At 60.7% G+C, this 24,185-nt stretch carries 22 protein-coding genes; 13 read left to right on the forward strand and 9 right to left on the reverse strand.

From position 1 onward, the window contains the following. Positions 1 to 122: 122 nt before the first annotated feature. Positions 123 to 734 carry an FMN-dependent NADH-azoreductase gene (locus tag JFT66_RS05295; RefSeq protein WP_034119478.1) on the reverse strand — a complete coding sequence of 204 codons (612 nt, stop codon included), beginning with the start codon at positions 732 to 734 and terminating at the stop codon, positions 123 to 125. Between the two features lie 125 nt (positions 735 to 859). Here JFT66_RS05295 and JFT66_RS05300 point away from each other — a divergent pair, with 125 nt between their 5' ends. Further along, positions 860 to 1,768: a LysR substrate-binding domain-containing protein gene (locus JFT66_RS05300; protein WP_034119477.1), complete on the forward strand. Its 909-nt coding sequence runs from the start codon at positions 860 to 862 to the stop codon at positions 1,766 to 1,768. Between the two features lie 2 nt (positions 1,769 to 1,770). Next, positions 1,771 to 2,121: an MmcQ/YjbR family DNA-binding protein gene (locus JFT66_RS05305; protein WP_034119541.1), complete on the forward strand. Its 351-nt coding sequence runs from the start codon at positions 1,771 to 1,773 to the stop codon at positions 2,119 to 2,121. Between the two features lie 12 nt (positions 2,122 to 2,133). Here JFT66_RS05305 and JFT66_RS05310 read toward each other — a convergent pair whose 3' ends face one another. Genes JFT66_RS05310 through JFT66_RS05320 form a run of 3 tightly spaced genes read right to left on the reverse strand, consistent with a single transcriptional unit; the run spans position 2,134 to position 4,689 of the window. Next, positions 2,134 to 3,426, reverse strand: a complete 1,293-nt coding sequence (locus JFT66_RS05310) for an amidase (RefSeq protein ID WP_198858915.1) — start codon at positions 3,424 to 3,426, stop codon at positions 2,134 to 2,136. Between the two features lie 52 nt (positions 3,427 to 3,478). Further along, positions 3,479 to 3,862 (reverse strand): DUF1294 domain-containing protein, encoded by a 384-nt coding sequence (locus JFT66_RS05315; protein WP_153872047.1) that lies wholly within the window; start codon positions 3,860 to 3,862, stop codon positions 3,479 to 3,481. Beyond that, positions 3,859 to 4,689: an undecaprenyl-diphosphate phosphatase gene (locus JFT66_RS05320; RefSeq protein ID WP_153872048.1), complete on the reverse strand. Its 831-nt coding sequence runs from the start codon at positions 4,687 to 4,689 to the stop codon at positions 3,859 to 3,861. The genes JFT66_RS05315 and JFT66_RS05320 overlap by 4 nt, the downstream gene beginning before the upstream one ends. 227 nt (positions 4,690 to 4,916) lie before the next feature. On the opposite strand from JFT66_RS05320, the gene JFT66_RS05325 reads away from it, so the two are divergent. From JFT66_RS05325 to JFT66_RS05335, 3 genes are all read left to right on the forward strand, one after another. Further along, entirely contained in the window at positions 4,917 to 6,551 is a 1,635-nt protein-coding gene (locus JFT66_RS05325) for a methyl-accepting chemotaxis protein (RefSeq protein WP_198858916.1), read from the forward strand. A 195-nt stretch (positions 6,552 to 6,746) separates the two neighbouring features. After that, a complete protein-coding gene (gene pnuC / locus JFT66_RS05330; protein WP_153839811.1) occupies positions 6,747 to 7,310 on the forward strand; it encodes a nicotinamide riboside transporter PnuC in 564 nt (187 codons plus the stop codon). Further along, a complete protein-coding gene (locus JFT66_RS05335; protein WP_198858946.1) occupies positions 7,307 to 7,837 on the forward strand; it encodes an AAA family ATPase in 531 nt (176 codons plus the stop codon). Before pnuC ends, JFT66_RS05335 begins: the two co-directional genes overlap by 4 nt. A gap of 45 nt (positions 7,838 to 7,882) precedes the next feature. On the opposite strand, the gene ggt is transcribed toward JFT66_RS05335, so the two are convergent. Then, entirely contained in the window at positions 7,883 to 9,607 is a 1,725-nt protein-coding gene (gene ggt / locus JFT66_RS05340) for a gamma-glutamyltransferase (protein WP_034119472.1), read from the reverse strand. Positions 9,608 to 9,853: 246 nt separating this feature from the next. Here ggt and JFT66_RS05345 point away from each other — a divergent pair, with 246 nt between their 5' ends. The 4 genes from JFT66_RS05345 (at position 9,854) to JFT66_RS05360 (ending at position 15,889) form a co-directional block, all read left to right on the forward strand. After that, positions 9,854 to 10,294 (forward strand): GNAT family N-acetyltransferase, encoded by a 441-nt coding sequence (locus JFT66_RS05345; protein WP_034119471.1) that lies wholly within the window; start codon positions 9,854 to 9,856, stop codon positions 10,292 to 10,294. Next, a complete protein-coding gene (locus JFT66_RS05350; protein WP_034119470.1) occupies positions 10,291 to 10,884 on the forward strand; it encodes an FMN-dependent NADH-azoreductase in 594 nt (197 codons plus the stop codon). The genes JFT66_RS05345 and JFT66_RS05350 overlap by 4 nt, the downstream gene beginning before the upstream one ends. A gap of 59 nt (positions 10,885 to 10,943) precedes the next feature. After that, positions 10,944 to 12,089: a MalY/PatB family protein gene (locus JFT66_RS05355; RefSeq protein ID WP_034119469.1), complete on the forward strand. Its 1,146-nt coding sequence runs from the start codon at positions 10,944 to 10,946 to the stop codon at positions 12,087 to 12,089. An 89-nt stretch (positions 12,090 to 12,178) separates the two neighbouring features. Beyond that, positions 12,179 to 15,889 (forward strand): dermonecrotic toxin domain-containing protein, encoded by a 3,711-nt coding sequence (locus JFT66_RS05360; RefSeq protein ID WP_198858917.1) that lies wholly within the window; start codon positions 12,179 to 12,181, stop codon positions 15,887 to 15,889. Positions 15,890 to 15,923: 34 nt separating this feature from the next. Here the strand turns inward: JFT66_RS05360 and JFT66_RS05365 are convergent, their stop codons facing one another. After that, positions 15,924 to 16,139 carry a TOBE domain-containing protein gene (locus tag JFT66_RS05365; protein ID WP_003173733.1) on the reverse strand — a complete coding sequence of 72 codons (216 nt, stop codon included), beginning with the start codon at positions 16,137 to 16,139 and terminating at the stop codon, positions 15,924 to 15,926. 133 nt (positions 16,140 to 16,272) lie between these two features. After that, positions 16,273 to 16,887 carry an LpxA family transferase gene (locus JFT66_RS05370; RefSeq protein WP_153839807.1) on the reverse strand — a complete coding sequence of 205 codons (615 nt, stop codon included), beginning with the start codon at positions 16,885 to 16,887 and terminating at the stop codon, positions 16,273 to 16,275. Positions 16,888 to 17,193: 306 nt separating this feature from the next. On the opposite strand from JFT66_RS05370, the gene JFT66_RS05375 reads away from it, so the two are divergent. Then, on the forward strand, positions 17,194 to 18,444 hold the full coding sequence (locus JFT66_RS05375; protein WP_198858918.1) for a ribonucleotide-diphosphate reductase subunit beta: 1,251 nt from the start codon (positions 17,194 to 17,196) through the stop codon (positions 18,442 to 18,444). Between the two features lie 44 nt (positions 18,445 to 18,488). On the opposite strand, the gene JFT66_RS05380 is transcribed toward JFT66_RS05375, so the two are convergent. Continuing rightward, complete coding sequence (locus tag JFT66_RS05380) at positions 18,489 to 18,788, reverse strand: putative quinol monooxygenase (RefSeq protein WP_153839937.1); 300 nt, start codon at positions 18,786 to 18,788, stop codon at positions 18,489 to 18,491. Positions 18,789 to 18,973: 185 nt separating this feature from the next. Here JFT66_RS05380 and JFT66_RS05385 point away from each other — a divergent pair, with 185 nt between their 5' ends. After that, positions 18,974 to 19,459, forward strand: coding sequence for a DUF1289 domain-containing protein (locus JFT66_RS05385; protein WP_034119466.1), 486 nt, complete (start codon positions 18,974 to 18,976; stop codon positions 19,457 to 19,459). A gap of 62 nt (positions 19,460 to 19,521) precedes the next feature. Here the strand turns inward: JFT66_RS05385 and mdeB are convergent, their stop codons facing one another. Continuing rightward, positions 19,522 to 22,200: an alpha-ketoglutarate dehydrogenase gene (gene mdeB, locus JFT66_RS05390; protein WP_198858920.1), complete on the reverse strand. Its 2,679-nt coding sequence runs from the start codon at positions 22,198 to 22,200 to the stop codon at positions 19,522 to 19,524. Positions 22,201 to 22,391: 191 nt separating this feature from the next. Here mdeB and JFT66_RS05395 point away from each other — a divergent pair, with 191 nt between their 5' ends. Together JFT66_RS05395 and pcsA are read left to right on the forward strand one after the other, a co-directional pair. Continuing rightward, positions 22,392 to 23,312, forward strand: a complete 921-nt coding sequence (locus JFT66_RS05395) for a class I SAM-dependent methyltransferase (RefSeq protein WP_198858921.1) — start codon at positions 22,392 to 22,394, stop codon at positions 23,310 to 23,312. 148 nt (positions 23,313 to 23,460) lie between these two features. Beyond that, a complete protein-coding gene (pcsA, locus tag JFT66_RS05400) occupies positions 23,461 to 24,177 on the forward strand; it encodes a phosphatidylcholine synthase (protein WP_034119433.1) in 717 nt (238 codons plus the stop codon). Positions 24,178 to 24,185 lie beyond the last annotated feature (8 nt).

A 24,185-nucleotide genomic window follows, 5' to 3' on the forward strand; every position in this document is an offset into this window, starting at 1 on the left:
TGCATAACCTGGGCCACAAACGAAAAAACTCCGTACTCCGCTCGCGTTCAGGCGATCAGAATACAGAGTTTAGGCGCCCGGCTTCAAAATGAAACCGAGCAAAGGCGCAATTTACACTAGCCTTACGCAGCGGCGAACAACTCTTCGTTAATGCGTACGTTGGCGTCGTTCATGGCCTTGCTGCGCGCTTCATCACCGTAGGCCAGACCTTCGGCACGGACGATTTCAATATTAGTGATGCCGAGGAAGCCGAACAGCAGTTTCAAGTAGCCTTCATGGGCGGCGCCCGAGGCTTGGTCCGCATGCAGGCCGCCAGCGGTGGAGACGATAATGACTTTCTTGTTGCCGCACAGGCCTTCAGGGCCGGCTTCGGAGTAACGGAAGGTCTGGCCGGCAACCGCGATGCGATCGATCCAGGCTTTCAACTGAGTGGGAATAGTGAAGTTGTACATCGGCGCACCCACCACCACGGCATCGGCAGCGAGGAATTCAGCCAGCGACGATGCACTCAGTTCAGCCTCGTGTTTTTGCGCCGCATCGCGCAACTCAGCGGCCGTCCCCAATGCGCCCAAGGTGGCGCCGGAGAAGTGGTTGATGCCTTCACTGGCGAGGTCACGATAAGTCACTTCCACACCCGGCTCAGCCGCTTGCCACGCCTTGACCACACCGGCGCTGAGCTGGCGGGAAGCGGAGTTGTCGCCGAGGATGCTGGAATCGATATGCAGTAATTTCATGGTGGATCTCCGAGGTGGGATCGACAGTGGCGATCAGATGGTGGTGATGCTACACATGAAACCAATAGTCGATAAGTAAGCTTAAATGCGATAGTTTGTCCCACTGACAGGACAATAGGCACAGCATGCAAGACCTCAACGACCTCTACTATTTCGCTAAAGTCGTCGAAGCCGGTGGTTTCGCGGCGGCTGGCCGGCTACTCGGAATTCCCAAATCCAGGCTGTCGCGGCGCATTGCCGAGCTGGAGGAACGCCTGGGTGCGCGCCTGCTACAACGCACCACCCGGCAACTGACCTTGACCGCCGTCGGCGAACGATACTTACGCCACTGCCAGGCCATGCTGCTGGAGGCGGAAATGGCCGACGAGGCCGTGGCCAGCATGTCCAGCGAGCCGCGCGGGCGTATTCGCGTCAGCTGCCCGGTGGGCCTGGCCCAGAACATCCTGCCGGAATTGGTGGCCGGGTTTCTTGCCGCGCATCCGTTGGTGCAATTGGACATGACGCTGGTCAACCGCCGCGTCGACCTGGTGGCCGAAGGCATTGACGTGGCCCTGCGCGTGCGCGAACTGGGCGATGAAGACCCGCTGCTGGTGACCAAGCGCCTGCGCCAGGCCCAGACGGTGCTGGTCGCCAGCCCCGCGTTCATGCGCGAGCGGCAGGTGCACACCCTCGAAGACCTCAAGCAACTGCCCATACTCGGCGCACTTGAAGCCGACCGCATGGTGCACCAGCGTATTCTCGACCCCCAGGGCAACCCTCACGACCTGGTGATGGAGGCCCGCCTGGGCATCGAAGACTTCACCGTGCGCAAGGCCAGCGCCATCATGGGCTTGGGCTTCACGGTGCTGCCGATGATGTATTGCGAGGAGGAACTGACCAGTGGCCGCCTGGTGCAATTGTTGCCGCAATGGTCATTGCCGGGCGGCTGGTTGCAGGCCGTGTACCCACATCGGCGTGGTGTGTTACCGGCCATCCGGGCCTGGATCGACTACCTGGAAGAAGGCTTCAAAGGCTGTGGAGACCGTACGTTATGAGCATGACCGAAGCACAAGTCGCCGCGTTCTGCCTGGGCCTGCCCGGTGCGCGGGAAGACTATAAATGGGGCGGCGTACGCGTGTTCTCGATTGCCGGCAACAAGATGTTTGCGCTACAGAATCTGCGCGGTGAGTCGCTGGCGTTCAAAGTCGATAAAGAGTTGTTCCTGGGCCACGTCGACCGCCCGGGCATCCACCCGGCGCCGTATCTGGCGCGAGCGCAGTGGGTCATCATGAACACGCCCTACCCGTTGGGTGCAGAGGAACTGCGTGGCCTGTTGCAGCGCTCTCACCAATTGGTGGTGAGCAAGCTGCCCAAGCGCACGCAGGTCGGGCTAAGGCTGGAGGGTTGATGGGGCGCAGCCTCAGGGCGTGAAAGCGAATGCCCGCTCGATGACCCGCGCTGCGGCTAATGCCAGATGCTCATTCCACGGCCGCGCGACGATCTGCACCCCTACCGGCAAACCATCAGCATCCGTTCCGGCGCGCACCACCACACAGGGCCAGCCGGCCAGACTGTAGGGCAACGTATGGTTGAACAACCCTGGCCGTGTCTCACCCAGGCGTGGTGCCGCAGCGGCGTCAACCGGACACAGGATAAGGTCGTGGTTCGCCATGAACCCCAGCATGGCACTGCGAAACTGGTCCCAATCAGAGAACAGCTTGATTGACTGCGCACCGGACCCCTTGCTCATCGCCCAATAACGTTCAGTAATATCGCGAGCGGTGCTCAGTGCCGAGGGAAAGGCCGCATGCACCCGCGCGCCCGCGGCTTCCAGGAGCTTGGCGACGGCCTGCAGCGTTGCCTGAGTGATGGGATCAACCGGCTCGATGCCACCATCGCTGTACCACGCGACTCGCAAACCGTTCACGCCACGAACAGGCACATCGTGCAGCGGCATTGGAATCACCCCCGCATCCCGTCCGTCCTCACCGGCGATTACCTGAAGCACCAGCGCCAGGTCATCCACATGCCGGGCCATCGGACCGATCTGGCTGCGATAGTCGCTCAAACCACCCGGGTGATCGAAAACCCCGGTATTGGGGACCCGGCCAGTGGTAGGCTTCAACGTGCAGATACCGCAGAAATGTGCGGGCACCCGCAAGCTGCCGCCGGAATCACTGCCCAGCCCCAAGGGAGACAAGCCCGCAGCAATTGCCGCTGCTTCACCGCCGCTGCTGCCACCCGGGCTATGGGCCAACCCATGGGGGTTATGCGTCGCGCCGTAGACCGGATTGTCGGTCACCCCACCTCCGCCACCCGGCGGGCAGTTGCTTTTGCCCAGCAAAATGGCGCCGGCGGCCTTAATTCGTGTCACCACCACGGCATCCTGCTCCGGCAGGTAGTCGGCCCGCTCAGTCAAACCTGCCGCCGACACCACACCACGGGTATCGATCACATCCTTGACGGTAAAGGGCACCCCGTGCAGCAGGCCCCGACACTCACCTTGAGCCAGTGCACGATCCGCTGCCCAGGCGTCGGCCAGCGCCGCTTGCGCGCGCACTTGCACCAGGGCGTTGATCGATGGATTGAGCGCTTCAATGCGGGCGAGGTAGGCCGAGACAACAGCCGTGGACGTGAGCTTGCGTTGCTGAATCAGCGCGGCAAGCTCAGTCGCCGAGCGGCGTAAGAGTGAATCTGAATCAGACAACGACATTCGTACTATCCCAATGCGCATCAGGGCGTTGAGCATAACGCCGACCTGGCCCCTACAGAATCGACAGCAACGTGCCGCCCAGGAATAACTGGTCCAACCAGAACACCTGGTGCAACAGCACGATCACCCAGAACAGCACCTGGTAAGAGACCTTGCGCGTCTTGTGCCGGAACACCTGCTGGGCGATCAACGCCCCCGGCCAACCGCCCGCCAGCTCGACGGCATGCAGGATGTTTTCCGGGGTGCGCCAGCCTTCGGTCTGGGCCTTGCGCTTATCGCTCCAGTACAGGAAAAACGCCACCACGCTGACCACGCCGTACGCCGCCAACGGGATCACCGTTTCGCCGCGATACCACAGCAAAGCCGAGCCCAACAGCGGTGCGGCACACAGCAGCACAAAGATCAGCGCCTTCAGGCGTGGGTGCTGGATGTTCATGGCTTGACCGCAGTCCAGTCGATCCAGCCGAACTGCCAGGTCGCCAGGATCACCAGGCCGAAGGCAATCCGGTACCAGGCAAAGACCGCGTAGCTATGGCTGGCGATGAACTTGAGCAACGCCTTGACCGCGATCATTGCGAAGATGAACGAGGTAACAAAGCCAATGGCGAACACCGGAAAGTCCGCCGGCTGGAACAGGTCGCGGTACTTGTAGCCCGAGTACACCGCCGCACCGACCATGGTCGGCATGGCCAGGAAGAACGAAAACTCGGTGGCTGCCTTGCGTGACAGGCCGAACAACAGGCCACCGATGATCGTCGCACCGGAGCGCGAAGTGCCCGGGATCATCGCCAGGCACTGGGCCAGGCCGACCTTGAGGGCGTCTTTCCAGGTAATGTCATCCACCGTTTCAGCGCGCACCGCATGCTGGCGGCGCTCGGCCCACAGCATGATCACGCCACCTATCACCAGGGCAGTGGCCACGGTGATCGGGTTGAACAGGTAATGCTTGATCAGGTCAGCAAAAATCACCCCCAGCACCACGGCCGGCAACACGGCGATGATCAGGTTGACGGTGAAACGCTGGGCGTTGGGCTGGGTCGGCAGGCCGATGACCACATCAAGGATCTTGCGGCGAAACTCCCAGACCACCGCGAGAATCGCGCCGAGCTGGATGATGATGTTGAAAGCTTCGAAGCGCTCGCCGCCGAAATTGATCAGGTCGGCGACGATGATCTGGTGGCCGGTGCTGGAGATCGGCAGGAACTCCGTCAGCCCCTCGACGATGCCGAGAATCAATGCCTGTATGGCGGTCCAAAAATCCATGCTGTCTCCAAAGGTCATGCGCTCGGCATGCCTCTTAGTCTTTTTTAAAGTTCACTGACGACGAACGCACTCAAGCGCCCGCGGTTGATTCTCAACGCCGGTCTGCAAAAATTCCGTGAAAAATCAGGCAGTACTCAGGTTTTTCGATTCCGGGCCGAAAGCCTATCAGACACGCCGGAAATCTCGAAGCAGCACCACAATTATAAAGAGCATGGAGTGACAGGACGATGAACAGTTTGCGCAGCATGTCGATCAGCCGCCGCCTTTGGCTGATCCTGATAGTCGCCGTGTTGATGCTGCTGGCCTTGGGGCTGCTGATGCTCAACCAGATCCATGGCGAACTCTACCAGGCCAAGCGCCAACAGACCCAACACGTGGTGCAAACCGCCAGCGGCGTGCTCAGCTATTACCAGAACCTGGAGAAAACCGGCGTACTGACCCGTGACGCGGCGCAGTTGCAGGCCCTGAGTGCGGTGCGCGGCCTGCGCTATGACCACGATGATTATTTCTGGATCAACGACCTCACCCCCGTGATGATCATGCACGCGGCCAACCCCAAGCTTGATGGCCAAAACCTCTCGGCGATTCGCGACCCGGATGGTTTTGCCGTGTTCAATGAGTTCGTGGTCCTGGCCAAGGCCAAGGGCGCCGGCATCGTCAACTACCGCTGGCCGAAACCAGGGGCCGAAGCGCCGGTGGAGAAAACCTCGTATATCCAGCTGTTCGAGCCCTGGGGCTGGATTATCGGCTCCGGCGTCTACGTGGATGATGTGCAGGCTGAATTCAGAGGCCAGGTGTGGAAAGCCTCGGTCATCGGCCTGGGCATTGCGCTGATGATGGCCGTGCTGGTGCTGCTGATCGCCCGCAGTATCGTGCAGCCGTTGCAGGCGGCGGTGAATGCCATGGGCAATATCGCCAGCGGTGAAAGCGACCTGACCCGCAGCCTCGACACGCACGGACGCGACGAGCTCACTCAACTGGCCCGGCACTTCAACAGCTTCACCGCCAAGTTGCGCCAGGTGATCGGCCACTTGCAGGTATGCGCGAACGCCCTGGGCCAGTCATCCACGGAGCTGGGCCACAACGCCAGCCAGGCCCACGACCGCAGCCAGCAGCAGTCGCAGCAGATGGAACTGGTGGCTACCGCCATCAATGAAGTCACCTACGGCGTGCAGGACGTGGCGAAGAATGCCGAACACGCGGCCAGTGAAATGCGCGATGCCCAGGCCCAGGCGCAACAGGGCCAGGTCAACATCGACGGCAGTCTGCAGCAGATCGACCAACTCTCCACCACCATCAACCAGGCCGTGGAGGTGATCCGCACCCTCTCCAGCGAAAGCACCCAGATCGGTGGCGTACTCGAAGTGATTCGCTCTATTGCCGACCAGACCAACCTGCTCGCTCTCAACGCCGCCATTGAAGCCGCGCGCGCCGGGGAGCAAGGCCGTGGGTTTGCGGTGGTCGCCGATGAAGTGCGCTTGCTGGCCCAGCGCACGCAGAAATCCACCGCCGAAATCCAGGTGATGATCGAACGCCTGCAAGGCCACTCCGAAGCGGCGGTCAAGGTCATCAGCGACAGCCACAGCGCCTCGCAGGTGACCATCGAACAAGCTGGCCAGGCTGGGGCGAGCCTCACTGCCATCGGCCAGGCGCTGCACAACCTCAACGGCTTGAACGCCTCGATTGCCAGCGCCACCCTGCAACAGGCCCATGTGGTGGAAGATATCAACCAGAACGTCACCCAGGCCGCTGGGTTGTCTCACAGCACAGCGCTGGCGGCGGAGCAATCCAGCGTGGCGAGTGCGCAGTTGCGTGGGTTGAGTGAGCAGCTTGATGGGTTGCTGCGCCAATTCCGAATCTAGCGCTGGGCAACTTGTGGGAGGGGGCTTGCTCCCGATTGCGACGGATCAGTCAGCTCATCTGCAACTGACCCACCGCAATCGGGAGCAAGCCCCCTCCCACATTTTTGTACGATGTATGGCCGTCGCACGCAAGTTTGAAGATCGCCGACCTGTAGGTACAATCACCGCCCTCTCCCACTCTCCCAAGGATCCGCCATGTCCGGGCTTGAACTGTTCGCCGCCGCCCTGGGGGTGATCGCTGTCTGGCTGACGGTCAAGCAGAACCCCTGGTGCTGGCCCATCGGCCTGGTCATGGTGTTGCTCTACACCTGGGTGTTTTTCGAGGTAAAGCTCTACTCCGACATGCTGCTGCAAGTGGTATACGCCGCATTGCAAGTCTATGGCTGGTGGCAGTGGACCCGCGCCGGCGAGGTCAAGCAGGGCCGCCAGGTCACCAGCCTGGGAACACCTGCGATCATGGCCAGCCTGGCCGTGGGTGCCGTGGGCAGCCTGTTGCTCGGCGCTGCCATGGCCCACTGGACAGACGCCGCCCAGCCGTGGCTCGACGCCGCCCTCACCGGTTTCAGCCTGGTGGCACAGATGTGGATGGCACAAAAACGCGTGCAGTGCTGGCCGTTGTGGATTGTCGTGGACGTGATTTTCGTCGGCTTGTTTCTCTACAAAGGCCTCTACCTCACCGCCGCGCTTTATGCACTGTTCACCATGATCGCCGTACAAGGCTGGCGCGAATGGCGCGCCGACCCGGCGTTGCGTTCATGAAGGTGGTGGTACTGGCCGGCCCCGAATCCAGCGGCAAGAGCTGGCTGGCGGCGCAGTTACACGCGCACTTCGGCGGGTTGATGGTGGGCGAATATGTACGGTATTTCATCGATCACCATCAGCGTGACACCTGCCTGGCGGATATCCCGGCGATTGCTCGGGGTCAGCTGGAATGGGAGGACGCCGCCCGTGCCCGGCGCCCTGCCTTGTTGATCCTCGACACCCACCTGTTGACCAACAAGCTGTGGAGCCAGACCCTGTTCGGCGACCATCCCGGCTGGCTCGACAGCGAATTGCTGGCCCGGCACTACGACCTGCACCTGCTGCTCTCCCCCGAGGACGTGGAATGGAGCGCCGACGGCCAGCGCTGCCAGCCGGACCTGGCGGATCGCCTGGCGTTTTTCCAGGCCAGCCTGGACTGGATGCAACAGCACCAGCAACCGTTGGTGGTGATTCGCGGGGATTGGCAACAGCGCCGGGTCGCCGCGTTTGCAGCGGTAAGGCAACTACTTGCACAACCCCTGTAGGAGCGAGCTTGCGCTAGCTAGCAAGCTTGCTCCAGCGCACCGGCGTTAGTAACCCAAGGACAGGCCCGTATTACGCCGCGGGTCGTTCGCCCCATAGAAGCGATTGCTACCCACCGGCTTACCACCCAAGGACGGCGCGCCCACCAGGATCGCAGCCAGGTGGTTGGCATCTTGTGGGCCGGCAAACTTATGGCCCCAGCTTTCGAGGATCTTCTGGGTGTCCGGGCTGACCGCGAAAGTCTCCAGGTTGGTGGACTCAGGCATCCATTGCTGGTGGAAACGTGGCGCGTCCACCGCTTCCTGGATGTTCATCTTGTAGTCGATGACATTCAGGATGGTCAGCAAGGTAGCGGTGATAATGCGGCTGCCACCCGGCGTGCCGACCACCATCACCGCCTTGCCGTCCTTGGTAACGATAGTCGGGCTCATCGACGACAGCGGCGCCTTGCCCGGTGCGATGGCATTGGCTTCACCCTGGACCAGCCCGTACATATTTGGCACGCCGACCTTGACGGTGAAGTCGTCCATTTCATCGTTAAGGATCACCCCGGTCTTGCTCGCCATTACCCCGGCACCGAACCAATCGTTGAGGGTGTAGGTCACCGAGACCGCATTGCCCCACTGGTCGACGATGGAATAATGCGTGGTGTTATTGCCTTCATGGGGCGACACACCCGGTTTGATCGCCTGGGAGTCCCCGGCCTTGTGCGGCTCGATGGCGTCACGCAGTTTGGCGGCGTAGTTCTTGTCCAGCAGATGCTCGATCGGGTTCGTGACGAAATCCGGGTCGCCGAGGTAGCTGTTGCGGTCCACATAGGCGTGGCGCATCGCTTCGATCTGGTAGTGCAGGCCCTGGGCCGAGTGATAGCCCAGATCGGCCATCGGGTAGCCTTCGAGGATGTTCATGATCTGGCAGATCACCACGCCGCCCGAGCTGGGTGGCGGTGCCGAGACCACATGGTAACCACGGTAGTCGCACTCGATGGGTGCCAGTTCGCGGGTCTTGTACTTGTCGAGGTCGGCCTGAGTGATGATGCCTTTGCCGGCCTGGCTGGAATCCACCAGAGCCTTGGCCACCCAACCTTTATAGAACCCGTCGGTGCCCTTGGCGGAGATTTCCTTGAGGGTCTTGGCCAAGTCCTTCTGCACCAGCTTCTGACCCACCTGCAGCGGTTGGCCGTTGTGCAGGAAGATCCCGCGCAAATCCTGGTCTTTCTCGAACTCGCCGGTGGCGGTGTGCAACAGGTCGATATCGCCCTGCTCCAGCTCAAAGCCGTTTTCTGCCAGCTTGATCGCCGGAGCAATCACCTGGGCGCGCTTGAGGGTGCCGTACTTGCTCAGCGCCAGTTCCATACCAGAAACGGTGCCTGGTACGCCGACCGCCAAATGGCCTTTGGCGCTCAAGCCCTCGACCACATTGCCGGCCTTATCCAGGTACATATCGGCCGTCGCCGCCAGCGGAGCTTTTTCGCGGAAGTCGAGGAAGGTCTTGCGCCCGTCTGCCAGTTGCACGGTCATGAAGCCACCACCACCGAGGTTACCCGCCGCCGGGTATACCACCGCCAGCGCGTAGCCCACGGCAACGGCCGCATCCACCGCGTTGCCGCCGGCCTTGAGCACATCCACGCCAACATGGGTGGCCAGATGTTGGGCGGTCACCACCATGCCGTTTTCGCCGGCCACCGGGGACTGGGAAGCAGCGTGTACAGCGCTGACCGTCAGCACCAATGCAGCGGTGATCAGGGTACGGCTCAAAGGTTGGTATTTCATCCATGGCTACTCTAATTATTGAGATGCCCCAAAATAGCCCGTCTCGGATTTAATCCCCAGTGCAATGGCGTTTTTATTACAGAACTTGTCGGTCATAGAACGGCGCGTACGCCCCGCAGGTTTAGGCCCGATCATGCCCCAACCGACTTGTTCAATCATGCCCCTGTTGGCGGACCGCAACCGCCGCGAGAATGATGCATCCTTTAAAGCACAAGGAACGCCCATGCGTCACCTGGAGCCCCGCCTATGAACGAGCACGTCGAATTCCATCTGATGGACACCGAGGCCGACTACCTTGCAGCGTTCGCCACCATGCAGCAACTGCGCCCACACCTGACCGACGCCACCGCCTTCGCTGCGCAAATCCAGCGGCAGAGACAAAACGGCTACCACCTGCTCGCCGCTCGCGAACACGGTCAAGTGATCGGCCTGGCCGGCTACCGACTGACAGAAAACACCCTCTACGGCCGCTTCATCTACGTCGACGACCTGGTAGTGGACGCCGCCCTTCACCGCCGACGCCTGGGCGAGCAACTGCTTGAGCGAGTACGCCAAGAAACCCGCGCCCTCGGCTATCGTTACCTGGTGCTGGACACCGGCATGCATATGGCCCTGGCCCAACGCTTCTATTTCCGCCAGGGCTTGCTGCCACTGGGGATGCACTTCTCTCAGGACTTGAACCCATGACCCGCGCCCTGTTGCTCAGTTTCAGCCCCCACGGCAAAGCCGCGCAAACCTTCAGGCTGGCCCGCGCCCTGCTCAATGACCTCGTACCGGGCGCCCAGGTCAGCGAACGCGATTACGGCGCTCAGGCATTGCCGCCACTGACCCGCGAGTACGCCAACGCACTGACCACACCCGGCGGCTCGAGCGGCAGCGCGACGGCGCTTTCCGAAGAGTTGATCGTCGAACTGGAAGCCTGCGACCTGCTGATCATGTGCACCCCGGTGCACAATTTCACCGTGCCGGCAGCGCTCAAGGCGTGGATCGACCATGTGGTGCGCATCCACCGCAGCTTCACGGTCAATGAGCAATTTGCAAAAGTCGGGCTGCTGCGTGATCGGCGCACCTTCGTGCTGGTGAGTTCGGGCAATGCGCGCAAGGGCCACGAGCCTGACTTCCTCACGCCCTACCTCACCACCATTCTCGCCACTGTGGGTATCTACAGCGTGGAGTTCGTCTACCTGGGCGCCATGGTACGCGGTGACGAAGCGGTCAATCGTGCGGTGGAGCAGGCGCACCAGCAGTTGTCTGCGGCAATCGGCGCTGGCCTATAAAATTTATGGCGCTAGAATCAGCGCCATTCTTTTCGCCGCCGCCCTGATACGAGCCTCCCATGAGCTTTGATTTCGACACCATCCACCCACGCCTCGGTACCGGCAGTACCAAGTGGAGCCGTTACCCGCAAGACGTCCTGCCGATGTGGATCGCCGACATGGATATCGCCGCGCCGCCCGCCATATTGCAAGCCCTGCATGCACGTCTCGATCAGCAGATTCTCGGTTACAGCGTTGCAGGCCCAGACGTACGCGACGCCATCGTCGCCGACCTGTGGGCCAAGTACGCCTGGCGCGTGCAACCCGAAGAGCTGCTGTTTCTGCCCGGCGTCGAGCCTGGCTTCAACATGGCCCTGCATGCCTTCGTCCAGCCCGGCCAAGCGGTGGTGTTGCAAACCCCCAACTATCGGCCGATCCGCCTGGCCCCCGGTCACTGGAACCTGCCGCGTATCGAAGTGCCATTCGAGCTGATCAACGGCCAATACATCACGCCAATGCCTGCGATGCGCCAGGCATTGAACAGTGCCGGTGCCCTGCTGTTGAGCAACCCGCACAACCCCATCGGCAAGGTGTTCCCGCGCGAAGAACTGCTGGCCATGGCTAACGCCTGCCTGGAAAGCGGCGCGTTGATCATCAGCGACGAAATCCACGCCGAGCTGTGCTTCGATGGCCGCCGGCATATTCCTATCGCCAGCCTCAGCCCCCAGATTGCCCAGCGCACCATCACCCTGATGTCGGCGAGCAAGGCTTATAACGTCGCAGGCTTGAAGACCTGCTTCGCCGTGGTACAGAACGCCGAGGTGCGCGAGCGTTTTAATCAGGCGCGCTGCGGCATGGTCGATAGCGTCAGCCCCCTGGGCCTGGAGGCTACTCGCGCCGCCTACAGCCAGTGCGGCGACTGGCTTGATGCGCTGGTGCAGCACCTGCAAGCCAACCGCGACTACCTGCTCGATGCGGTGCAGACTCGACTGCCCGGCGTGGTGATGCACGCGCCGCAGGGCACCTTCCTGGCGTGGCTCGATTGCAGCGCCCTGGGCTTGGAAGACCCGCAACAGTTCTTCCTCGAACACGCCAAGGTCGGCCTGAGTGCAGGGATCGAATTTGGCGATGACAGCCAGCAGTTCGTACGCCTGAACTTCGGTTGCCCACGGGCGATGCTGGAGGAAGGTTTACAGCGCATGGAGATCAGCTTACAAAACCGCTGACGCCGGCCGGAACCGCACCGCAGGTTTTCAACACACACCAGGCTTAGCAAGCCGTTGTGTTATTGAAATCCTGCCGGAGCCGAACGCCGATGATCCTGCCGCCCCGCCCTCTCGCCCCCATTGTCTGGGATTTCAAACCCATCACCGGCGATGCCCCTGCCGCGTTGCCATCTTATGGGGTAGAGCCCCTGCAACGACCGCGCAACCCGCAGCGCCATAGCCACTCCACGTCGACAGACGGCCAGAAAGCCAACTACAAGCAACTGCTGCAGACCACGAACAATGCGCTACCCAGGGTGCGCGACGAAGCCAAGAAATGGGCCGAAGAGCTCGTGTTCACCTTGACTGGCTTGAAGGTAGATGCCGACACAGTCTTCCTCAATCGCTTCCAGCAAGCCCAAAGTGCCGACACCGCCACCGGCTGGGAACATCTGGGTGAGGAACCGAAGGTTTCCCAGGCGCTGCCGGACGCGCTGTTGAGCAACTTCAACGAACACGACGGGCTACCCGGCGTGCTTGACCAGGAGGCTGGCCTGTATAGGGTGGGACGCGGGCACAGTACAAAGGGCGGCTATGGGGCGCATAACCAGTTCCCGCTTACCCCCTCCCAACTGATGCATGAAAGCTGGAAAAGTGACTTTCAGGCACGCATGACCCAAGTGCAGGAAAACTTTTGGCGCGATCATGGCGATGACTACCGCACCCTGTTGAAGGGCGAGTTCGTGTTCCAGGCGCGTGAGCAGCTCAAGGCCTACGAGCGCGCCTCACCTGCAGAACGCCTCAAGATGCCGGCCGAGCATCGCTTCACGCAGGATCACTATCGTCTGGTGATGGGGGCCGTCGCCAACCTGCCGCTGGATGAAAACCAGCCACTGACCGTGAAACAACTGCAGGCGTCAGCGCCCGTAGAGGGCGTGGTAACCACCCATATGCTTGATATCAACGGTTTTCCCGCAAACGATATCCTGCGCTTCACCGCCGCCGATGACGGCACCCATCGGCACTTGCGTGACCGCCGGGACGGTGTGCAGGTGCTGTACATACCGGCACATAAGCCGCCTTTTCTGCCGTTCGACTCTCTGGCCCAGATGGACCAATGGGTTGCTCGACAAGCGCTGGAGTCGCACTTCTGTCTCAGGGACCGGCAAGACAACAACGTCGGGTTCTGGAGCGATTTCAAATCCTTCATCACCGGCGATCATTACTCGAACACCGGCGTGGACAGCGCGTTGCGTTACCTGAGCAGCGGTTATTGGGACAGCATCGAAGGCACCGTCATCGACAGCGCCAATGTACGTATTCATGGCGATGTCTTCAGCGTGATAAGTGACGCCACGCGCAAACGCATGGCCAGCGACGCAGACGTGATGATCAAATCCAACAGCGAGGTCACTCGCGATACCTGGCTGAACGACCTGACGGCAGCGGCTGGCCTGGCCGCCAAGTTCGCGGTGATTGGCGAACCGATCGCCATCGGCTTCGCCACCGCCACCGGCTTGGCAGAAACCACGCTGGGCACCGAGAAGGCGATCTCCGGTGACACCCAGGCCGAGCGAAAACAAGGCACCGCGGCCGCATTGGATGGCTTGCTCAACACGCTGTTCTCGGCAACAAGTGGTACCGCAAAAGAGCCTGCGGTCGAGCGGCCCACGAAGATTGCCGTACGCACCGAGCTTTTCGCCGATGGCAAACAGCACATGGTCATCGATCATCCTTTGAAGCCCAGCGCCTATACCTTGCCCCGCGCCAATGGCTATGACCTGGTGGATCGCGGCAGGGTTTATCGCTACCTGAACACCCAGCCGAACGAACTGACCGACCTGGAATCGGCGCAACACACCCAGGCACGCGAGGATTTCGAGGCCTTCTGCCCCGCCCCTGCAACGGGTGGGCGGGTACGGCGCGGCGCCAACGACGAATGCTTCATCAAACTCGTTGCAGACCTGCCCAAATCCGAAAGACCGCTACAGGCCCTGGAACATGTGCGGTTGTTCCCGTCCAAAGCCGGGCTCTTTAAACGCGAACGTACGGTGGTCTACGAGAAGCGCCTGCACAAAATGGTAGAAAGCGACACCGGCCCCCAGCTGCTGCCGGTCGCCAATGGCGAACGCATCACTTACAACGCACAGGTGCGCGGCCAGATCATGGTCGACCCAGGCTTCGGTTTTTACGCAGGCGAAAGCGCAGGAGCCCTCGCTAAAGACACGCGCGTGGTAAAGCTCAACAGCATCAGCAAGGCCAGCGATGATCAACGCCAAGTCAGAGGCGTAGTCGTCACCAGTGGCAGCCAGCAGTACCTGGTAGTGGAGGCCGACACCGCCGAGTTCTACTACGCGCCACTGGGCAAGGCGCAGACGGGGGACATTACCTTCAAGAAGTGCGGCCCCTTTGAGCTGAGCCTCGCGCAAGGTTACCGCCAGTTTCTGAGTGCACAGCACAGCGTGCAGGCCCTGGAGGCCGACTTCATCGCCCTGCCCACCCTCAAGAAAGCCTACAAGCAACTCAAGCTTGCAGGTTGGCGCACAGACGACATTGATGAATTGAAGCGACTCTGCAAGGGACTGGGTCCCGACCAACAGCGCGAAGTGATTTACCAACTGCAACAGGCCAACGCGATCCTGCAACCGGATATCGCCCTGCGCCCCCATCGTGTCTCACCCCTAGAAACGCCTGTCGATTTCCCTTCCTGGCCAGCGAAACGACAAAACCAGTTCTATGCGCAAAAAACCAAAGACAAGGTGAATCAAGTGTTCAAGGCCACAGGGTTGGGGCCGGGCAATCAGTTGCGCTCGGCCAATGACCTGGCCAGGGCCGATGCGGCGACGCTGACGCTGGGCTGGTTGCGCCGCACTACCAGCCTGCGTGCGCCCAACACAGGCGATTTGATCATGAAGACCGGTGCGGGCAATTGTGGCGAAATGGCCATATTGGCCCGGGATATCCTCACCAGGAGTGGCGCCAGGGCCACCGAGTGGCATGCCAGCGACGCGCACGCCTTTACCGTGGTCGGCGGCCCGCCGGGAATCGTCAAACCGACGGTGGACTTCTCCGAGCCCGCCTGGGCTAACGCCTGGATTGTCGATGCATGGGCCGACATCGCCTGCCCGGCGCCTGATTACACGCGCCAGTTGAAAGCCACGATGACCCAATGGAGCCAGGCTGGCTGGAAAATCCGTGAAAGCCTCAATCGCAATATGAGCCCCCTGGATCCCGACTGGATGGACAAACTCATCAATCGTCCCAAACAGCCCTATCCGGCCGAGCAGGTGACCGAGCCGGCCCCGGTACTTCCCCGACCGCGGCTCAAACCTGCTAATACCGTGCATGTCGCCATGGGCGAAGCCACCACCCTGACCACTGGCGATGAAGTGCTCTCAACCCGCAGCTTGACCGATTGCTCGGCCATTGCGGTGCTCACCGACTGGGACGGTGCCCGCTACCAGTCACGCACACTGATGCACCTGACCGGCAGCAATCTGGAGCTGGGCCTGCGCGGCGGCGATACCCAGGCGTTGCTGGAAAAACTGCAAGCCTCGTTGAACGAAGGCGGTCGCGTCATCCTGGTGGGCGGGGTCAGTTCCGACTCCCTGCAAGGCATGGCTACCACTATCGGGCAATCGTTCCACGGCCGGCAGCCGCTCAGGGAATTGCTTCGAGAGCGACCGGGGGTCATCGTGACGCTGGCTGGCTCCCTCGGCATCACAGTCAACCCCGACGGCACGTTTGAGCTGATCGAGGGCACCGGTAAAGGCCTATTCCCTCAAGATCAAGTCAAGGAAATCTTCAATCGAATTGACTGAAGATGACCGCCTTGCACGCTGTTGTTGTTCACGCTTACAACTTGGCGATAGACACTTCAGTGGACTTCACAAAGGCAATCACTTCACTGCCCACCTTCAACTCCAGGTCACGCACCGAACGCGTGGTAATCACCGAAGTGACAATGCCCGACGCGGTCTGCACATCGATTTCCGACACCACTTCCCCCAGCAGAATCTCCTTGATCACGCCCTTGAACTGGTTGCGTACGTTGATCGCTTTAATGGTCATGTCGGCTTTCCTTTTGGCTGTTGGGTCAATCCGCACGAATGCGCAGGCCTTCAAAGTGCGCCAAACCATCAAAAATCAAAAGGAATATATAACTCTTTATTTATGCGATATTGATATATCGAAGCACTCAGCTTTACTGCTTCTCTCCATCAAATACCTGCCCCCGCGCTACCACACTGGCGGGCATCAGTACCGCCCCCGGCGCCAATACCGCATTGGCGCCGATCCGGCACTGGTCGCCTAAAAGGGCACCGAACTTGTCGCAACCGGTACGCTGCAACACCCCATCGACCCGCACGTGTATTTCCTTGTCATCCCGCTCATTGCGGTAGTTGGCGACAATGCTCCCGGCTTCCAGGTTGATACCGTGGCCCAGCACCGAATCGCCGACAAAATTGAAGTGCGCCAGCTTGCTGCCGCTGAACATCAAGGTGGTTTTCAACTCGGCGCCGGGGCCGATGATGCAGCGTTCATCGACCCAGCAACCACCGCGCAGCAGCGAACCACTGGCGATAAAGCAGTGTGCGCCAATGATCAGTGGCCCCTTGAGCACGGCGCCCGACTCAACCGTGGCGCTGCGATGGATGGCGATGTCATCGTGGATGTCGTAATCATCGGCAGGCAGTAAGGTCAGGAGTTGGCGCACGATGACCGGCGCCTGGATGACCAGCGCCCACGGCGCCAGGTCAGCCCAAGGGGCCAAGGGCGATAGGGCAAAGTGCGCGATGTAGTCGGTGAGTCGGATCAACGTCGAGCCCTCAAGAGGTCAGGTAAGTTCCAAACGCTAGCATGTCGACAAGGGCAAACGAAACGTGCGCGTGAAAGCCCAAGCGGTGCGCGGCAGCGACCAATGACCGCATATCTTGTGCGTTGACCGTCGTTGTTACACACCATATAGTGTGCCGACAAACAGAACAGACCACTACATAGTGTGCAGTATCGGTATTTACCGACCACACTATGCGCAGTATTTCAATGCCTAGTAGCCTGCAGATCGCACATTATTTTGGACGGGTTTACACGCCGTCAGAACAGACCAGAAGGGAGTATTTCAATGCTGAGTTGGGATGAAGTAGACAACGAGGACACCGGTGCAGCGGTGATCAAAGGCGCCAACGCCGGCCATGCAAGCGAAGCCAACATGGACCGCCTCGACGGTGCCGGCGCCGCTGCCGCCATCGAAGCCCGCGCCGTCACTGCCAACGACTCCGCCGCGATCATCCGCGCCAAGGCTGCCCTGGACAAACTCGACGTCGCCGAAGGCCTCGCTGAGCTGGAAGGCTCCGCCGCCCGCGTCGCCGTTGATGAAAAACGCATGATCAACTGCCGCGCCGACCTCAACCAACTCGTGCCTTTCAAGTACGACTGGGCCTGGCAGAAGTACCTCGACGGCTGCGCCAACCACTGGATGCCGCAAGAGGTCAACATGACCGCCGACATCGCCCTGTGGAAAAACCCCGAAGGCCTGACCGACGACGAACGCCGCATCGTCATGCGCAACCTCGGCTTCTTCTCCACCGCCGACTCCCTGGTTGCCAACAACCTGGTCCTGGCCGTGTACCGCCTGATCACCAACCCGGAGTGCCGCCAGTACATCCTGCGCCAGGCGTTCGAAGAAGCGATCCACACCCACGCTTATCAGTACTGCATCGAATCCCTGGCCATGGATGAAGGCGAGATCTTCAACATGTACCACGAGATTCCTTCGGTCGCTAAAAAAGCCGCCTGGGGCCTGAAGTACACCCGTTCGATCTCCGATCCGAAGTTCGAAACCGGCACCGTCGAGACCGACAAAGAGCTGCTGCGCAACCTGGTCGCCTACTACTGCGTATTGGAAGGCATCTTCTTCTACTGCGGCTTCACCCAGATTTTGTCCATGGGCCGCCGCAACAAAATGACCGGCGTGGCCGAGCAGTTCCAGTACATCCTGCGCGATGAGTCGATGCACCTGAACTTCGGTATCGATGTGATCAACCAGATCAAGATCGAAAACCCACACCTGTGGGATGCCGAGATGAAGGAAGAAGCGACCCAGATGATCCTGCAAGGGACGCAGTTGGAAATTGAATACGCTCGCGACACCATGCCGCGCGGCGTGTTGGGTATGAACGCGGCGATGATGGAGGACTACCTCAAGTTCATTGCTAACCGTCGTCTGTCGCAGATTGGCTTGAAGGAAGAGTATCCAGGCACGACGAATCCGTTCCCGTGGATGAGTGAGATCATGGACTTGAAGAAAGAGAAGAACTTCTTCGAAACCCGTGTAATCGAGTACCAGACCGGCGGCGCGCTGAGCTGGGACTAACACGGTCGTAATGTGGCGAGCGCGCTGCTCGCCACAGGACGGCCTCAGTTCGACACCTGCTCCAGGAAAATCAACTGCAATGGCTCGCTGAGCAGGTCATCCGCCGTAGCGGCAAAGCGCCGGAAGTACGGCGTGGCAAAATGCGTATCGAGTGCCGCCTGATCCTTGAATGCCTCGCGCATGTAGAACGTGCCGGGTTCATCTCGATGTTCGAACAACACGTAATCCAGGTTGCCAGGCTCAGCCCGTGTCGGTTCGATCAGGCTCAACAAGCCGGCCTTGAGGGCCTGTTGCTGGCCGGGTTTGGCCTTAAGTACGGCGAGGGATACCAAGGGTTTTTGCATGGTGGTGTCTCTTTCAGTGGGTTGGCTGGAACAGCCGGCAACGGCCGTGAACATCAAGGCATAGAGCCAAGGCTTCAGGGGTGTTCTCATGGTTGTCGCTCGCAGTGGATTGGGGTCATGGTTGCCTGGCTGGCGACAAAGAAACACCGACTAAACACGCTTACACTTTCTTCAAAGGCTTGAAAATGCCGCACACCATCAAGACTCCCTGCGTCGGCCTGTGCTCAACCGTCTACGGTGACCTGGTCTGTCGGGGCTGCAAGCGTTATCACCACGAAGTGATCCAGTGGAATGGCTATAACGCCGAGGAAAAACAGGCCGTGTGGCTGCGCCTGGAGCAGTTACTGGTACAGGTGATGACCAGCAAGCTGGAAGTGTTCGACCCGCAGCGCCTGCGTCAGCAATTGGAAGCGCGCAAGATTCGCTTTATGCCGCACCAGTCGCCGTATTGCTGGGCGTATCAGCTGATTGCCCGGGGTGCGCGGGTGATGTCCAGGCTGGATGCGTATGGGTTGGCATTGCTGCCGGAGTTTCGCGAGCGCCACCTGGCGGATTTGCGCGATGCGATAGATCGAGAGTTTTTTCTGCTTTCAGAGGCGCATTACGAGCGCTATATCGCCCCTGGATTCCTCAAAGATGCCTTCGGGCCAGCCCTGATCGCCACATTCTAAGCAACACCAGCAATCAACTGTGGGAGGGGGCTTGCTCCCTCCCACAGTTGGGTTTGCGCAGGTCAAGACACCCAGGAGGCTTCCCGCTCCACTTGCAAGCCATATTGCTCAATCGCTTGCTGACACACCGCCGGCGCCAAACGCCCCTGCTCCACCAACGCCGTCAACGCTGCCAGTACAATGTGGTGCCGATCCACCTCAAAAAAATCACGCAACGCCGCCCGTGTATCACTGCGCCCGAACCCATCGGTGCCAAGCACGGTGTAGCTCGAATTCAGGTACGAACCAATCATCTGCGGCACCGCCCGCACGTAGTCGGACACCGCGATAACCGGAGCGCCTTTGGGCAAGCAGTCACCCAGGTGACTGACGCGCTTAGCCTGCTGCGGATGCAGGCGATTCCAACGCTCCACCTCCCTCGCCTCCCGCGCCAGCTCACTGAAGCTGGTGACGCTGTAGACCTCGCTTGTCACCTGCCAATCGTCCATCAGCAACTGCGCTGCGGCCTGGGCCTCACGCACCAGCGTGCCGGAACCGAGCAGGCGCACCTGGGCGTGCGGCTTACCTTGCAAGCGATACATGCCCTTGATAATCGCCGCTTCCACACCTTCAGGCAGGCTGGGTTGCGGGTAGTTTTCGTTCATCAGGGTCACGTAGTAAAACTCGTCCACATCATGCTCGAGCATCTGGCGCATGCCGTGATCGAGGATCACTGCAAACTCACCGGCAAACGCCGGGTCGTAGGCGCGGCAATTGGGCACGGTGGCGGCGGTGAGGTGGCTGCTGCCGTCCTGGTGCTGCAAACCTTCGCCACCGAGGGTGGTGCGTCCAGCCGTGGCACCGAGCAGGAAGCCGCGGGCGCGCTGGTCGGCGGCAGCCCAGATCAGGTCGCCCACGCGCTGGAAACCGAACATCGAGTAATAGATATAGAACGGCAGCATACGCAAGCCATGCACCGAGTAACTGGTGGCGGCGGCCACCCAGGAGCTGATGGCGCTGGCTTCGCTGATGCCTTCCTCCAGGATCTGCCCGTCAGTGGCTTCGCGGTAACTGAGGATCGAGCCGATATCTTCCGGCTCATAGTGCTGACCGACGCTGGAGTAGATGCCGATCTGCTTGAACAAGTTGGCCATGCCGAAGGTGCGCGCCTCGTCGGCAACGATGGGCACGATGCGCGGCCCGAGCTGTTTGTCCTTGAGCAGGTTGGTGAGCATGCGCACGAAGGCCATGGTGGTGGACATTTCCTTGCCTTCGGCCGCCGTGGCGAAACCGGCGTAACCGCTCATGGGCGGCACGCTGACAGGCGCCGCGACCTGGCTGCGGCTGGGTACATAACCGCCCAGGGCGTTGCGGCGCTGGTGCAGGTAACGCAGCTCCAGGCTGTCGTGCGCTGGCTTGAAGAAACTCAAGGATTCAGTCTGCTCATCCGACAGCGGCAACTGGAAGCGATTGCGGAAGGCAATCAACGCCTCACGGTCGAGTTTCTTCTGTTGATGGGTGGTCATCTTGCCCTGCCCGGCTTCGCCCATGCCGAAGCCTTTTTTGGTCTGGGCCAGGATCACCGTGGGCTTGCCTTTGACCCGGCGCGCAGCGTGGTAGGCCGCGTGGATCTTGACCATGTCATGGCCGCCGCGCTTGAGGCGGTCGATCTGTTCATCGCTCATGCCCTCAACCAACTTGGCCAGAGACTCACTCTGGCCAAAGAAATGCTTGCGGTTATAGGCGCCGTCCTTGGCGGCGAAGGTCTGGAATTGCCCGTCCACGGTGCGCGACAGGGTCTCGACCAACGAGCCGTCGGTGTCCTTGGCGAGCAAGGCATCCCAGTCTGAGCCCCACACCAGCTTGATTACGTTCCAGCCGGCACCGCCGAACAGCGCCTCCAGTTCGTCGATGATGCGACCATTGCCGCGCACCGGGCCGTCGAGGCGCTGCAGGTTGCAGTTGACCACCCAGGTCAGGTTGTCCAGGCCCTCACGGGCGGCCAGGGTCAAGGCGGACATGCTTTCCGGTTCGTCCATCTCGCCGTCGCCGAACACGCCCCACACATGCCGCTCGGTGGTGTCCTGTAAGCCGCGGTGTTGCAAGTAGCGCATAAAGCGCGCCTGGAAAATCGAGCTGATGGGGCCGATGCCCATGGAACCGGTGGGGAACTGCCAGAAGTCCGGCATCAACCATGGGTGGGGATAGCTGGACAACCCGCGTGCGCCGTCTTCAGGCCCGCCAATCTCCTGGCGATAGTGCGCCAGGTCCTGTTCCGTCAAGCGCCCTTCAAGGTAGGCACGCGCATAAATACCGGGCGCGGAATGCGGTTGGTAGAACACCAGGTCGCCGCCAGACTGCGCGTTACGCGCGCGGAAAAAATGGTTGAAACCCACTTCGAACAAATCTGCGGCACTGGCGTAGCTGGCGATATGGCCGCCGAGCTCGCCATAGGCCTGGTTGGCACGCACCACCATGGCCAGGGCGTTCCAACGCACCAACGAGGCCAGGCGTTCTTCGGTCGCGAGGTCGCCGGGAAAGGCTGGCTGTTGCAGGGCGCTGATGCTGTTGATGTACGGCGTGTCATGGCGCGGTTTCCAGTCGATACCCGACGCGCTGCCTTCCTGGGCCAGCAGGTCGAGGATCTGGCGGGCCCGGGCGGGGCCCGCGTTGGCCACCAGTGAAGCCAGGGCGTCGCGCCACTCGTCCAGCTCTTGTTGATCCTGGGCCGTGTGATTCACTGCATGGGCGAAACCGTTCATGGACACCTCCGGGCTTTTTTTCCAGTTTATGTCGGTGCCAGAGGATTTTTTGCCTGTTATAAGGCGTAGCAAACAGTTTTTTGAGCATGAATCACTGCTGATTGTGTTTTTTCCAGCACGTTGTGCTCACGCACCCGCAAACCCCGCAAGTGTGTTTAAAATGCCGCCCGCCCGCTGACCGACGCTGAACGATGAACCCAGAAGCACTCGCTACCCTGCACGCCCACTTGCTCACCGCCCTGGCTGACCGGCCTGTGGAAACCCGGCGCCTGTTCCACGGCCGTGGCCGCAGCTGGCCGGGGTTGGAACAACTGACAGTGGACTGGCTGCAAGGCGTAGTGCTGGTGGCCTTGTTCAAGGAAACCGAACACCTGGAAGCCTTGAAGCAGACGTTGCAGCAGATCGACTGGCGCGGTTTCGGCGCACACACCGTGGCCTTGCAACACCGTTACCTGCCGCAAAGCACCACCGAATGGCTGGTGGGCGACGCTATCGACGAGCTGACCATCACCGAAGGCGGCCTGCAGTACTTGATCGATCTGGGTAAAAAACAGAACAGCGGGCTTTTCCTCGACATGCGTTACGGGCGCAACTGGGTGCGCGAACAGGCCAAGGGCCAGCGCGTGCTCAACTTGTTCGCCTATACCTGTGGCTTCTCGGTGGCCGCCATCGAGGGCGGCGCCGACCATGTGGTGAACCTGGACATGGCCCGTGGCGCCCTGAGTCGCGGCCGCGACAATCATCGCCTGAATGGGCATGACCTGGGCAAAGTCACGTTCCTTGGCCACGACCTGTTCAAGTCCTGGGCCAAGGTCACCCATAGCGGCCCCTACGACCTGGTGATCATCGACCCGCCGTCATTCCAGAAAGGCAGTTTCCTGCTGACCAAGGATTACCAGCGCGTGCTGCGCCGTCTGCCGGATTTGCTCACCACACAAGGCACGGTACTGGCGTGCATGAACGATCCGTCCTTCGGCGAAGACTTCCTGATCGACGGCGTAACCCGCGAAGCACCGGGCCTGCGCTTTGTGCAGCGCCTGGAAAACCCGCCGGAATTTCCCGACATCGATCCGCAGAGTGGGCTCAAGGCCCTGGTGTTCCGTCAGGGTTGATGCCGAAACCTCTTGCACTTGCTACGCTAACGGTTACACCGGGCGGTGAACCTTATTCCCCCGTCCCCGGTCGATACCTGCATCCCCTGGCCAGACTCGACGACGCCACGTTGTCGGCTGCCCCGTTTGACCTTTTGGAGAACCGCCCGTGATATCGACCCTGCATGTAGCCAGACTCAAAGCCTGGGGCGCCCACGGCTTTACCGCCACCGGTGTGGTATTGGCCTTCCTGGCCACCCTGGCGTTGCTGGAAAACTCACCCAAGGCGTGCCTGCTGTGGCTGGGCCTGGCGCTGGTGGTGGATGGCGTCGATGGTTCCCTGGCGCGCCGGGTGAATGTCAGCACGGTATTGCCCAGTTTTGACGGCTCGGTCCTGGACCTGGTGATCGATTACCTCACCTATGTGTTTATCCCCGCGCTGTTTATCTACCGCTATATCGACCTGCCGGAATTTACCCACCTGTTTGCGGTGTCGGTGATTCTGGTGTCGTCGCTGTTCTGCTTCTGCAATGTGAACATGAAAAGCAAGGACAACTACTTCGTCGGCTTCCCCGCTGCCTGGAACGTCGTCGCCCTGTGCGTGTATATCATCCAGCCCGATGCCTGGGTGACCTTGCTGACCGTGATCGGCCTGGCGCTGCTGACCGTGACGCCAATGAAGTTCCTGCACCCGTTCCGGGTCAAGCGCTTCATGCCAATCAATATCGCGGTCACCACGATCTGGTTGTTGTGCAGCTTCCTGATGGTGGTGGATTACCCCAACACCAATCCATGGACGTTTGGCTTGTGGTCGCTGATGTCAGCGTACTTCCTGGGTATTTGCATCTGGCGCACGGCGCTGGAGTGGATCGGCACCCACAAATAGCCAAGCAG

Origin of the sequence: Pseudomonas sp. MF6755, assembly GCF_016405635.1 — a bacterium.
In the GTDB taxonomy this organism is placed as follows: domain Bacteria; phylum Pseudomonadota; class Gammaproteobacteria; order Pseudomonadales; family Pseudomonadaceae; genus Aquipseudomonas; species Aquipseudomonas haemolytica.